Origin of the sequence: Pseudomonas putida (assembly GCF_026625125.1) — a bacterium.
Taxonomy (GTDB): Bacteria; Pseudomonadota; Gammaproteobacteria; order Pseudomonadales; family Pseudomonadaceae; genus Aquipseudomonas; species Aquipseudomonas putida_X.
Genome location: NZ_CP113097.1, coordinates 1,301,781 through 1,315,440, shown reverse-complemented (window position 1 = coordinate 1,315,440; position 13,660 = coordinate 1,301,781). Strand labels below are relative to the sequence as shown.

Sequence of the window (13,660 nt, the reverse complement as noted above, 5' to 3'; positions counted from 1 at the left end):
AGCCCGCTCCCAGAGACCTGTAGGAAAAGTGAAGAGTTTTGGTAGGAAACGGCCTATTCGAAGACCTTCAAACGCTTTGTTTACCGAATTTGATAATGCGGATAGTGATCGAGGGTGAAGCCACCATGGAACTTGGCTGATGTGCGATCACAGATGTTTATGACCGTGTCGACTGCCGTACGCAGACATGGCTCCGTCCAACCCGCATCAACAGAGAAGGACTCCCCAGCCAAATAAAGTCCCGAGGATGCACTCAGTTCACGGTTGTATTTCATCACGCCAACAACGTCGTAATAGGTGCCTGCTCGATAAAGTTTTGCGCAGCCGAGGGCGTTTCTATCAGTCATCCATCGCTGTATACGAATGTTTCGAGTATCGATGTAAGGCGATATGGCTTCACCGATATTGCTACAGCGCAACAGGATCCGATCAAGCTCATTGATGCACTTCTGTGCGAGCTCCTCATCAGAAAACGCCCCCAGTTTGGTGGCGTCGTCTTCCCAGGTGTAACTGAGGAGGATGCAATCATCGGTGTAGCTGTCGTTGTAGCGGTAGGCATACACGTCGTGGACAAAGCTGTCAGTGATCAGTATTTGTGGCAAAGGAAGTTGGCGATCGAGGAAGGATTTCTGGAGCGGCGCATAGACTTTGCAGCTGGTTTCCCAATGGGCATGCTTCCAGGCATCCATGATCGGTTGCGGCAAAGACTCCCGGCTGAAATCACTAAGCCGGATCTGAGTTTCAATCAACCAGGATGGCGTGGTCAGAACAACGCTGTCGAAATCATCGTGCAGCAACTGCTCTCGCTCTGAATTGCTCCACTGCCAACGGTATTGAACTCGAATACGACCATTCGGCAGTTTCTGCAGACCGCACACCGAACTGTCAGTCAGCAGGCCATCATCACGTTGAGCAAGATGGCTATACAATGACGTGCCCTGAGTATCAATATCCATGAACAGCAGGCAGTCATCCATCGCTGCCAGGCCAAGATAGGCAGGTGCCTGGAACATTACCCCCTTGCTGTCAGGCACCGTCTCGACTTCCAGATACGGTGCGGCGAAAGGTATGCCCTCCTCATCCACACGCCCGTGAACCAATTGCAAGTGGCTGCTGAAGCCGAAGATCGCAGTGCGCAGAGGGTACAGGCAGCAGACATCATAGAATGCACCCCAGCTGCCATCACCGATACCTATCGCATAGAAGATTGCCGACTCATCTCTATCCATGCCTAACCCGCCAAAGTCACCGGGGTTTGCTGGATCCCAGCGGTCAAGAACAGGCTGGTGAACCAGCTCCCGGAACGATAGCCGGTGATACCTTTCTACAATGGCAGACCACATCGATTCCCAGCTTTGCGTGCCGTAAATAGTGGCAACCTTTTCGGCGAACAGCTCTGCAAAGCGTGTCCATTTCCCGTGAATGCGCTGCAGGGTGTCCGTAGGAGGAGGAGTGTCTCCTTCTGGATTGCGCCAGATCAGAAGGGCCGGATCTTTACTTTCGTCAAGCTGGCCTTCTCGCAGGTAGATCCCTGTGGCATTCACCCAAGGTGTACCAGGGTTGGGAAAGTCGGAGAGGCGCAAGTCGAATAATTTGGCGTAGTAGGCCATCAGCGAACGTCCGTCCTTGGCAGGCTCCCCCGTTCTATTGAAGAAGGGCATGCGCATTGCCCCCATTTCAAAAGGGCTTTTAGGGTGCTTGTAATCGCCAAGGTTGTTCACCACTGTCAGGTGGCGGCCGCCAATACGCTGGGATTGCTCGATCAAAGTGATTTGTGTGAAGCCACAACGCAGCAGCTCACGGGCAGCGGTCAAACCGGTAACGCCAGCGCCGACGATGCAGATCCGATGCTCCGGTTGAACAGCACGCGCGATACCACCTTCTTGCTCGATCAGCCGGCGATAGTCAAAGCAAAGGTCTGGTGGATTCGGGAAGCGTGCAGCCCAAGGTTGCGTGGGTGAAGGAGGCTCAATGGCCAAGTTGGCGGGGTGATTGTATGACGATCCAATGGTCATGTTCTCGTGTTCTCCATGGGGGCTTGAGAACGTGAGAATGGTGAATCGTAAGACCTGAGCGGTGGTGGATATGTACGCCCATGAATGCAGGCTCTGCCGCGTGACCGCTGGAAAGCCGACACTGTTGTGATGCCTGGGCAGCCTGATCCCCGGTAAACCGTCTCCCCTGGGGGAGGCGGTTCACCAAGGATTGGACTTTAGGACTTACACCGCCAGCGCGCGCTCACGCAGCTCGCTGTTGAGGATGCGGTCGTTCTCGCTGTAATCGACCGGGCAGTCGATCACGTGCACGCCCGGGATCTTGATGCAGTGCTCGAGCAGCGGCAGCAAACCCTCGGCGCTTTCTACGCGATGGCCATTGGCACCGTAGGCTTCGGCGTACTTGACGAAGTCCGGGTTGCCGTAGTCCAGGCCGAAATCGGTGAAGCCCATGTTGGCCTGCTTCCAGCGGATCATGCCGTAGCCGTCATCACGCAGGATCACCACGGTAACGTGCATGCCAAGACGGACTGCGGTTTCCAGCTCTTGGCTGTTCATCATGAAGCCACCGTCGCCACACACCGAGATCACCGGACGGTCCGGGTACACCAGGTGGGCTGCCATCGCCGACGGCAGGCCAGCACCCATGGTCGCCAGGGCGTTGTCGAGCAGTACGGTGTTGGGCTTGTGAGCCTTGTAGTTACGGGCGAACCAGATTTTGTAGATGCCGTTGTCCAGGGCGACGATGCCTTCGGACGGCAGTACGCGGCGGATATCGGCAACCAGGCGCTGAGGGTAGACCGGGAAGCGGTCATCGTCGGCGCCTTCGGCGATCTGGGCTTCGTTGGCTTCACGAATCGCCATCAGGCGGGTGAAGTCCCAGTGCGAAGTGTCGCCCAGGCCTTCAGCGATCTGCCAGACGGCGTTGGCGATGTCGCCGATCACTTCAACCTGCGGGAAGTACACGGCGTCGACTTCGGCGGAACGGAAGTTGATATGGATGACTTCGGTGCCGCCACGGACCATGAAGAACGGCGGCTTCTCGATCACATCGTGGCCGATGTTGACGATGAGATCGGCCGCTTCGATCGCACGGTGCACGAAATCACCGGACGACAGCGCCGCGTTACCCAGGAAGCGCGGGCTGCGCTCGTCAACCACACCCTTGCCCAGCTGGGTGGTGACGAACGGGATACCGGTCTTGTCGACCAGTTGCTTGAGGACCTTGGCAGTCATCTTGCGGTTGGCGCCGGCACCGATCACCAGGATAGGGCTGCGTGCGGTGCGCAGTTTCTCGATGGCAGCTTCGATAGCCACATGTTCGGCCAGCGGACGGCGGTGCAGGCTGCGCGGGATCGGCATGGCATCGGTCTGCTCGGCGGCGATGTCTTCCGGCAGCTCCAGGTGCACGGCACCCGGTTTTTCTTCTTCGGCCAGGCGGAACGCTTCACGCATGCGCGAAGGGATGTTGTCGGCCGAGGCGAACTGGTGGGTGTACTTGGTGATGGGATCCATCATGCCGCACACATCGATGATCTGGAAGCGGCCCTGCTTGGACTTCTTGATCGGCTTCTGGCCGGTAATCATCATCATCGGCATGCCGCCCAGGTAGGCGTAAGCACTGGCGGTTACCAGGTTGGTAGCGCCGGGGCCCAGGGTCGACAGGCTGACGCCGGTCTTGCCGGTCAGGCGGCCATAGGTGGCTGCCATGAAGCCCGCAGACTGCTCGTGGCGGGTCAGTACCAGCTTGATCTTCGACTTGCGCAGGGATTCCAGCAGGTCGAGGTTTTCCTCACCAGGAATGCCGAACACATACTCGACACCTTCGTTTTCCAGGCATTGCACAACGACATCGGCGGCCTTGGCCATCTTGCTTGTAACCTCAGTTGTATAGGACGGTGAAGGTCCAGAAATGCGCAGCACGGCACGCTGGCATCGCTCTATCCGGGCGCGAGGGTGCCCCGAACCTAAGCCTTGACGCAGCTTGGGCGGGGCAAAGTCACGTAAACGAACAGGATTAATTGTCGCACCCTTCGGCGCGTTTGCGCAGGTGCGAGACGGACAAAACATCTTTGCCTGGAGAAAGGTGTGCGAATATCGGAAAGACAAAACCCCTACCTGCTCGCGCAGATAGGGGTTTTGCGAAATGAATCTTGACGATGACCTACTCTCACATGGGGAAACCCCACACTACCATCGGCGATGCATCGTTTCACTAGTGAGTTCGGGATGGGATCAGGTGGTTCCAATGCTCTATGGTCGTCAAGAAATTCTGTAGCCAGAATGTCCAGATGGACAGCCCAGCGAATCCGGATATGCGATATTTGTGGTTCGTTGCGAACTTTCGGTTCGTATCATCTTCACCACCGCAATCTGCAGAAGCAAATTGCTTGGGTGTTATATGGTCAAGCCTCACGGGCAATTAGTATTGGTTAGCTCAACGCCTCACAGCGCTTACACACCCAACCTATCAACGTCGTAGTCTTCGACGGCCCTTTAGGGGATTCAAGATCCCAGTGAGATCTCATCTTGAGGCAAGTTTCCCGCTTAGATGCTTTCAGCGGTTATCTCTTCCGAACATAGCTACCCGGCAATGCCACTGGCGTGACAACCGGAACACCAGAGGTTCGTCCACTCCGGTCCTCTCGTACTAGGAGCAGCCCCTCTCAAATCTCAAACGTCCACGGCAGATAGGGACCGAACTGTCTCACGACGTTCTAAACCCAGCTCGCGTACCACTTTAAATGGCGAACAGCCATACCCTTGGGACCGGCTTCAGCCCCAGGATGTGATGAGCCGACATCGAGGTGCCAAACACCGCCGTCGATATGAACTCTTGGGCGGTATCAGCCTGTTATCCCCGGAGTACCTTTTATCCGTTGAGCGATGGCCCTTCCATACAGAACCACCGGATCACTAAGACCTACTTTCGTACCTGCTCGACGTGTTTGTCTCGCAGTCAAGCGCGCTTTTGCCTTTATACTCTACGACCGATTTCCGACCGGTCTGAGCGCACCTTCGTACTCCTCCGTTACTCTTTGGGAGGAGACCGCCCCAGTCAAACTACCCACCATACACTGTCCTCGATCCGGATAACGGACCTGAGTTAGAACCTCAAAGTTGCCAGGGTGGTATTTCAAGGATGGCTCCATGAGAACTGGCGTCCCCACTTCAAAGCCTCCCACCTATCCTACACAAGCAAATTCAAAGTCCAGTGCAAAGCTATAGTAAAGGTTCACGGGGTCTTTCCGTCTAGCCGCGGATACACTGCATCTTCACAGCGATTTCAATTTCACTGAGTCTCGGGTGGAGACAGCGCCGCCATCGTTACGCCATTCGTGCAGGTCGGAACTTACCCGACAAGGAATTTCGCTACCTTAGGACCGTTATAGTTACGGCCGCCGTTTACCGGGGCTTCGATCAAGAGCTTCGCTTGCGCTAACCCCATCAATTAACCTTCCGGCACCGGGCAGGCGTCACACCCTATACGTCCACTTTCGTGTTTGCAGAGTGCTGTGTTTTTAATAAACAGTCGCAGCGGCCTGGTATCTTCGACCGGCATGAGCTTACGGAGCAAGTCCTTCACCCTCACCGGCGCACCTTCTCCCGAAGTTACGGTGCCATTTTGCCTAGTTCCTTCACCCGAGTTCTCTCAAGCGCCTTGGTATTCTCTACCTAACCACCTGTGTCGGTTTGGGGTACGGTTCCCAGTTATCTGAAGCTTAGGAGCTTTTCTTGGAAGCATGGCATCAACCACTTCGTCGCCTAAAGGCAACTCGTCATCAGCTCTCGGCCTTGAGATCCCGGATTTGCCTAAGATCTCGGCCTACCACCTTAAACTTGGACAACCAACGCCAAGCTGGCCTAGCCTTCTCCGTCCCTCCATCGCAATAACTGGAAGTACAGGAATATTAACCTGTTTTCCATCGACTACGCTTTTCAGCCTCGCCTTAGGGACCGACTAACCCTGCGTCGATTAACGTTGCGCAGGAAACCTTGGTCTTTCGGCGTGCGAGTTTTTCACTCGCATTGTCGTTACTCATGTCAGCATTCGCACTTCTGATACCTCCAGCAAGCTTCTCAACTCACCTTCACAGGCTTACAGAACGCTCCTCTACCGCATCACCAGAGGTGATACCCGTAGCTTCGGTGCATGGTTTGAGCCCCGTTACATCTTCCGCGCAGGCCGACTCGACTAGTGAGCTATTACGCTTTCTTTAAAGGGTGGCTGCTTCTAAGCCAACCTCCTAGCTGTCTAAGCCTTCCCACATCGTTTCCCACTTAACCATGACTTTGGGACCTTAGCTGACGGTCTGGGTTGTTTCCCTTTTCACGACGGACGTTAGCACCCGCCGTGTGTCTCCCATGCTCGGCACTTGTAGGTATTCGGAGTTTGCATCGGTTTGGTAAGTCGGGATGACCCCCTAGCCGAAACAGTGCTCTACCCCCTACAGTGATACATGAGGCGCTACCTAAATAGCTTTCGAGGAGAACCAGCTATCTCCGAGCTTGATTAGCCTTTCACTCCGATCCACAGGTCATCCGCTAACTTTTCAACGGTAGTCGGTTCGGTCCTCCAGTCAGTGTTACCTAACCTTCAACCTGCCCATGGATAGATCGCCCGGTTTCGGGTCTATACCCAGCGACTAAACGCCCTATTAAGACTCGCTTTCGCTACGCCTCCCCTATTCGGTTAAGCTCGCCACTGAATATAAGTCGCTGACCCATTATACAAAAGGTACGCAGTCACCTAACAAAGTAGGCTCCCACTGCTTGTACGCATACGGTTTCAGGTTCTATTTCACTCCCCTCTCCGGGGTTCTTTTCGCCTTTCCCTCACGGTACTGGTTCACTATCGGTCAGTCAGTAGTATTTAGCCTTGGAGGATGGTCCCCCCATGTTCAGACAAAGTTTCTCGTGCTCCGTCCTACTCGATTTCATTGATAAGAGATTTTCGTGTACGGGGCTATCACCCACTATGGCCGCACTTTCCAGAGCGTTCCACTAATCTCAAATCAACTTAAGGGCTGGTCCCCGTTCGCTCGCCACTACTAAGGGAATCTCGGTTGATTTCTTTTCCTCAGGGTACTTAGATGTTTCAGTTCCCCTGGTTCGCCTCTTGCACCTATGTATTCAGTACAAGATACTCAGCTTGTGCTGAGTGGGTTCCCCCATTCAGAGATCTCTGGATCACAGTCTGTTTGCCGACTCCCCAAAGCTTATCGCAGGCTACCACGTCTTTCATCGCCTCTGACTGCCAAGGCATCCACCGTATGCGCTTCTTCACTTGACCATATAACCCCAAGCAATCTGGTTATACTGTGAAGACGACATTCGCCGAAAATTCGCATGTTGCTCTTTCGAGCAGAACTCACAAATTTTACCTTAGCCTGATCCACCAGCAGTGAAACTGGTGTTCAGTCTATTTCTATCACATATCCGAATTTTTAAAGAACGATCTGACAAAAGTCAGAAATCAACATTCATCACCGAATGTTCATTTCTAAGTTCTGAAAGCTGTACAACCTGAAAGAGTGGTGGAGCCAAGCGGGATCGAACCGCTGACCTCCTGCGTGCAAGGCAGGCGCTCTCCCAGCTGAGCTATGGCCCCGTATTTTCTAGGCCGCACCAAGTAATTGGTAGGTCTGGGCAGATTTGAACTGCCGACCTCACCCTTATCAGGGGTGCGCTCTAACCAACTGAGCTACAGACCTATAACAGGGTCGCGTTACAGCATCGTCTTTATACAAAGAATCAAGCAATTCGTGTGGGAGCTCATCAGCAGGCTGATGTCGTCGATTAAGGAGGTGATCCAGCCGCAGGTTCCCCTACGGCTACCTTGTTACGACTTCACCCCAGTCATGAATCACACCGTGGTAACCGTCCTCCCGAAGGTTAGACTAGCTACTTCTGGTGCAACCCACTCCCATGGTGTGACGGGCGGTGTGTACAAGGCCCGGGAACGTATTCACCGCGACATTCTGATTCGCGATTACTAGCGATTCCGACTTCACGCAGTCGAGTTGCAGACTGCGATCCGGACTACGATCGGTTTTGTGAGATTAGCTCCACCTCGCGGCTTGGCAACCCTCTGTACCGACCATTGTAGCACGTGTGTAGCCCAGGCCGTAAGGGCCATGATGACTTGACGTCATCCCCACCTTCCTCCGGTTTGTCACCGGCAGTCTCCTTAGAGTGCCCACCATAACGTGCTGGTAACTAAGGACAAGGGTTGCGCTCGTTACGGGACTTAACCCAACATCTCACGACACGAGCTGACGACAGCCATGCAGCACCTGTGTCAGAGTTCCCGAAGGCACCAATCCATCTCTGGAAAGTTCTCTGCATGTCAAGGCCTGGTAAGGTTCTTCGCGTTGCTTCGAATTAAACCACATGCTCCACCGCTTGTGCGGGCCCCCGTCAATTCATTTGAGTTTTAACCTTGCGGCCGTACTCCCCAGGCGGTCAACTTAATGCGTTAGCTGCGCCACTAAAATCTCAAGGATTCCAACGGCTAGTTGACATCGTTTACGGCGTGGACTACCAGGGTATCTAATCCTGTTTGCTCCCCACGCTTTCGCACCTCAGTGTCAGTATCAGTCCAGGTGGTCGCCTTCGCCACTGGTGTTCCTTCCTATATCTACGCATTTCACCGCTACACAGGAAATTCCACCACCCTCTACCGTACTCTAGCTTGCCAGTTTTGGATGCAGTTCCCAGGTTGAGCCCGGGGCTTTCACATCCAACTTAACAAACCACCTACGCGCGCTTTACGCCCAGTAATTCCGATTAACGCTTGCACCCTCTGTATTACCGCGGCTGCTGGCACAGAGTTAGCCGGTGCTTATTCTGTCGGTAACGTCAAAACACTAACGTATTAGGTTAATGCCCTTCCTCCCAACTTAAAGTGCTTTACAATCCGAAGACCTTCTTCACACACGCGGCATGGCTGGATCAGGCTTTCGCCCATTGTCCAATATTCCCCACTGCTGCCTCCCGTAGGAGTCTGGACCGTGTCTCAGTTCCAGTGTGACTGATCATCCTCTCAGACCAGTTACGGATCGTCGCCTTGGTGAGCCATTACCCCACCAACTAGCTAATCCGACCTAGGCTCATCTGATAGCGCAAGGCCCGAAGGTCCCCTGCTTTCTCCCGTAGGACGTATGCGGTATTAGCGTTCCTTTCGAAACGTTGTCCCCCACTACCAGGCAGATTCCTAGGCATTACTCACCCGTCCGCCGCTGAATCAAGGAGCAAGCTCCCGTCATCCGCTCGACTTGCATGTGTTAGGCCTGCCGCCAGCGTTCAATCTGAGCCATGATCAAACTCTTCAGTTCAATACTGCTTGGGTTTTTAAGAAACCCTAAACTTGGCTCAGCAATCTCAAATGACTATGTGATTTCTCGCATGGTCACTTGTGATGCTGATAATCTTTTTGACTATCAGTCCGTACTCACAAGCACCCACACGAATTGCTTGATTCGATTTGTTAAAGAGCGTTTGGTTAAGCGCTTTTCGCCTCAACCGAGGCGCGCATTGTACGCTTTCCTCACTTGCTGTCAAGCGTTTGTTTTGAAGTTTTTTTGAATCCGCTTTCTTTCAAAAGCCTTGAACTTCAACAACTTACCGCCTGCCTCACCGCGTTCAACGCTGCGAGGAGGCGAATAATACGCGGTTTGAAATTTGAGTCAACACCTTGATCTAAAAAAACTTCGCCTCGCATTTTGCAGCCGCTGGGCAACTAAATGCATGAACCATCGCTCTGTAGATAAACACTCCGTGGAGGGCAATGGCATGAGCGATGCGCAGAGCGAGAAGACCCCTGGCCTGTCGGCTGACGAAGAGAAGGAAGTCAGCCATAACCAACCCCCGAGGGCGGCGGTTCTGCACGAAATCATTCGCTACCAGGGCGACCAGGAACTGGAGCGGACCCTGGCGGCGCTGTGGTGGTCGGCCTTGGCAGCTGGCCTGACCATGGGGCTTTCATTCATGGCCATGGGGCTTTTCTACGCCCGCCTGCCCGAAGGTGAGAGTGCACAGGTCATCGCCAGCATCGGCTACAGCGCGGGCTTTCTTGCGGTGATCCTGGCGCGTCAACAACTGTTTACGGAAAACACCCTCACAGCGGTGCTGCCGGTAATGACGACACCAACCTTCGCCAACCTCGGGCGCCTGTTGCGCCTATGGGGCGTAGTACTGGTAGGCAACCTGGCAGGCACCTTGCTGGTCGCCTGGGTCATGCTCGAACTGCCCATTTTCGACAGCAAGACGGACGTCGCCTTCCTTGAAATCGGCCGCAAGGTGATGGAGAACGATATCAGCCAGATGTTCGCCAAGGGCATCATATCGGGCTGGATGATAGCGACCATGGTGTGGATGATCCCTTCCATGGAGCACGCCAAGATCTGGATCATCCTGATGGTCACCTACCTGATGGCACTGGGCGACTTCACACACATCGTCGTAGGTTCGGTCGAGGTGTCCTATCTGGTCTGGGCGGGAGACGAAACCTGGCGCAGCTTCTGGCTGGAGTTTGCCTTGCCGACCTTGGCCGGGAATATCATTGGCGGCAGCTTCATTTTTGCCCTGATCAGCCACGCCCAGGTGCGCAGCGACAGCGGCAAGCCACCTTCGCAGCTATTAAAGGATGAAAAAAGGTCTTCGTTCGGCAAGCAGGACGACAAGCAATGATCCGAAGCGTGCAGTCGCTGCCGGTTCGGGCTCGCCAACGCAGTTCAACCTGGGAATCCTAGGCGGCCAGGCCCCTGGCAAAACACGCAGCTAAACAGGGGCCACCTCAACCTGCCAAGGCTGACACTCTATCCACTGGTCCGGGCTAGGTGCGCTACCGCCTGGCGATCAAGCTTGCCGGACACAAGCGCCGCCTTCGGGACCTGAGCCGGATTGCTAGTCTGACCGGGCTGCTGGATCACTGTGCCTGGAAGCATTGGCTCCAGCTTCGCGTCCAGGCTTGCCAGAACCTGCAAATGCCACCAGCGATTGCCCTGATCGATATCGACCGTTTCACGAGCATAAAGAGCGCCGCGGCACTGTCAGCAGCGCAAGGAGCGCTGCGCCAGAATTTCCGGCAGGTCCGTGCGCCGCAGGTACTGGCGCAGCGGTTCGGCAATGTTCAGCCGATCGTCCACATGCTGCTCCAGCAGCAGCGACAGGCGCTGGCGGCACAGCGCCATGTGCGCGCCCTGCGCTGGCCGCCAGACGAACTCGCTGCACGGGATGATGCTCTCGTCGGCCACGTCCATACCGAACGCGTCTTCGCTGAACCGTACGATATGGACGCCGCGTTTGCCATGAAAGCCGACAAAGCCCTTGAGCTGGTCGGCCGCACTGCAGATGTCCTGGGATGTGATGGCCATGTCGAAACCTCGCAATAACTGGAAGTGACGCACGCCAGGCGGGCAACGGTCGCCTCTGGTGGGCGACGCGCAAGGCCAGCCTAGCTCAATCGCTGGCCGATTCGCCAAGGTTTTTCGCCATTGGCCCAACCGCCCCGCTAGACTGATGGGCTAAATCTATTCCGTCGCCAATTTTGGGACCGTTCATGACCAACGCCATCAGCGCCGATATCGCCACCATCGGCCGCATCAGCGCCGTGCCCGCCATCCTTCAGGTCATCTGCGAATCCACCGGCATGCGTTTCGCCGCCGTGGCACGGGTTACCGAAAGCAACTGGACCGCCTGCGCCGTACTCGACAATCTGGGCTTTGGCCTCGAGGTGGGCGGCGAGCTCGAATTGGCAACCACGCTGTGCCACGAAATTCGCAGCTCTCACCAGACCATCGTGATCGATAAAGCCAGCGAAGATGAGCGCTACTGCCACCACCATACGCCGCAGCTCTATCGCTTCGAAAGCTACATATCCGTACCGGTGTTCCGTACAGATGGCAGCTTCTTCGGCACCATCTGCGCCCTGGACCCGAATCCGGCCTCGCTCAAAGGCCAGGCCATCCAGCCCATGATGGAGTCGTTCGCCCGCGTGCTCGCCATCCAGATCGAGAATGAAGAGAGCGTCCAGCACACCGAGCGCGCCCTGCGTGAGGAACGGGCGATGGCCGAAGTGCGCGAACAGTTCATCGCAGTGCTCGGCCACGACCTGCGCAACCCTCTGTTCGCCATCACCGCAGGCGCCGAACTGTTGATTCAGCGCCTGGATGACGACAAGCAGCGTGGGATCGCCCGCCACATCCACACTTGCGGGCAGCGCGCCGCACAGCTGGTACGCGACGTGCTGGATTTTGCCCGAGGCCGGCTTGGCAGCGGCATCCCCTTGAACCTCGAGGCCTGCCCGGACCTTGCCGAAGGCCTCATGCATGTCGCTGCAGAACTGCAGCACATCCACCCACAGCGGCACATCGTGCTTCAGATCGGAGATATCGGCGGCCTGTACTGTGATCGCGAACGGGTGGCCCAGCTGCTCTCCAACCTTATCGCCAACGCGCTGATCCATGGTGCGCCTGACGGGCCGGTGACGGTCAGGGCGGCGATCGCCGACGGGGAGTTCGCGCTTAGCGTGCACAACAATGGGCTCCCCATCGCCTCACAAACCCTGGACCAACTGTTCAAGCCCTTTACCAGGCCGCTGTCTGCGGGGCCAAGACAGGGGCTTGGGCTTGGCCTTTATATAGCCAACCAGATAGCCCTGGCCCATGGTGGACGCATGCAGGTCATCTCAGATGAGCTAACCGGCACGCTGTTCAGCTTTCACTTGCCGGCCACTGCACCGAGGCAGATGCCGGGGCCGTCGACGGCCAGCCTGTAACGCATCGCCGAGGATCACTCAGGCGCATCCTCGTGCACCTGCACGCTGGCCGTCATCCCCGCGCTGAGGTTCATGCCTTCGGGAATGTCGTCGAGCCGGATGCGCACCGGTATTCGCTGGGCCAGCCTTACCCAGTTGAAGGTTGGCTCAACCTCTGGCAACAACTGGCTGTCAGGGTTGCTGTTCTTGTCGGTGATACCCCGGCTGATGCTTTCCACATGCCCCTGCATGGCTTCTCCTGCCCCCATCAGCCAGACCTTCACCGAATCGCCCACACGTATGCGCGGCAATTTGGTTTCCTCGAAATAAGCCTGGATATAAAAGGTCGAGTCATCCACCAGGGCCATTACCGATTGGCCGGTATTGACATAGTTGCCCTGAGCCAGGCGCAAGTTGGTGATGTGCCCACTGCGCGGTGCCCGCACTTCGCTGCGGGCAAGGTTGATTTTCGCCACCTGTAACTGAGCTTGCGCCTCATGCAACTCACCGCGGGCAATGGCGGCATTGATTTGTGCATTTTCGCGCAGCTCGGCACTGATCGCCTCGGGCCCCAGTGCCGTGCGCCGCGCAGCTTCGCGCTCGCGCAGATGCAACTGCTGAGTGCGTGTTTCCGCCACGGCGCTGGCCTGGTCGAACGCGGCCTGGAAGCGCTCACGGTCTATGCTCATCAACAGCTCGCCAGCCTTGACCCGCTGGTTGTCCTGCACCTTGAGCTCACGCACCCAGCCCGACACATCGGGCGCGATGACCACCACGTCGGCCCGCACCCGTGCATCACGTGTCCATGGGGTGAGCATGTAGTACTGCCAGAGTTTATAGCCGGCCAGAACGGCAATGGCGACCACACAGAGGGTCACCAGGATACGGACGACAGCACGCATCGAAT

Annotated in this window: 6 protein-coding genes, 2 tRNA genes and 3 rRNA genes; 2 read left to right on the top strand and 9 right to left on the bottom strand. The window is 56.0% G+C overall.

Going from position 1 to position 13,660, the window contains the following annotated elements; all coding sequences use genetic code 11:
* Positions 1-80: 80 nt before the first annotated feature.
* The 7 genes from OSW16_RS06030 to OSW16_RS06000 all read right to left on the bottom strand — a co-directional run bounded on the left by OSW16_RS06030 (position 81) and on the right by OSW16_RS06000 (position 9,331).
* Positions 81-2,015, bottom strand: a complete 1,935-nt coding sequence (locus OSW16_RS06030; protein ID WP_267821502.1) for a flavin monoamine oxidase family protein — start codon at positions 2,013-2,015, stop codon at positions 81-83.
* 204 nt (positions 2,016-2,219) lie between these two features.
* Positions 2,220-3,863, bottom strand: a complete 1,644-nt coding sequence (locus OSW16_RS06025) for an acetolactate synthase large subunit (protein WP_267821501.1) — start codon at positions 3,861-3,863, stop codon at positions 2,220-2,222.
* A 282-nt stretch (positions 3,864-4,145) separates the two neighbouring features.
* Positions 4,146-4,261: ribosomal RNA gene (gene rrf, locus OSW16_RS06020) — 5S ribosomal RNA — on the bottom strand.
* Between the two features lie 134 nt (positions 4,262-4,395).
* A 23S ribosomal RNA gene (locus OSW16_RS06015) occupies positions 4,396-7,287 on the bottom strand.
* A 242-nt stretch (positions 7,288-7,529) separates the two neighbouring features.
* Positions 7,530-7,605 (bottom strand) — tRNA-Ala (locus OSW16_RS06010).
* A gap of 26 nt (positions 7,606-7,631) precedes the next feature.
* Positions 7,632-7,708: transfer RNA gene (locus tag OSW16_RS06005), tRNA-Ile, on the bottom strand.
* 86 nt (positions 7,709-7,794) lie between these two features.
* Positions 7,795-9,331: ribosomal RNA gene (locus tag OSW16_RS06000) — 16S ribosomal RNA — on the bottom strand.
* The 16S, 23S and 5S rRNA genes sit together here with 2 tRNA genes alongside, the layout of an rRNA operon.
* A 457-nt stretch (positions 9,332-9,788) precedes the next feature.
* Here OSW16_RS06000 and OSW16_RS05995 point away from each other — a divergent pair.
* Positions 9,789-10,685: a formate/nitrite transporter family protein gene (locus tag OSW16_RS05995; RefSeq protein WP_267821499.1), complete on the top strand. Its 897-nt coding sequence runs from the start codon at positions 9,789-9,791 to the stop codon at positions 10,683-10,685.
* Positions 10,686-11,047: 362 nt separating this feature from the next.
* On the opposite strand, the gene OSW16_RS05985 is transcribed toward OSW16_RS05995, so the two are convergent.
* Positions 11,048-11,371 carry a DUF2025 family protein gene (locus tag OSW16_RS05985; RefSeq protein WP_241804920.1) on the bottom strand — a complete coding sequence of 108 codons (324 nt, stop codon included), beginning with the start codon at positions 11,369-11,371 and terminating at the stop codon, positions 11,048-11,050.
* A gap of 185 nt (positions 11,372-11,556) precedes the next feature.
* Between OSW16_RS05985 and OSW16_RS05980 the strand changes: the two genes are divergently transcribed.
* Entirely contained in the window at positions 11,557-12,774 is a 1,218-nt protein-coding gene (locus OSW16_RS05980; protein WP_267821497.1) for a GAF domain-containing sensor histidine kinase, read from the top strand.
* Positions 12,775-12,788: 14 nt separating this feature from the next.
* Here OSW16_RS05980 and OSW16_RS05975 read toward each other — a convergent pair whose 3' ends face one another.
* Entirely contained in the window at positions 12,789-13,655 is an 867-nt protein-coding gene (locus tag OSW16_RS05975) for an HlyD family secretion protein (RefSeq protein WP_267821495.1), read from the bottom strand.
* Positions 13,656-13,660 lie beyond the last annotated feature (5 nt).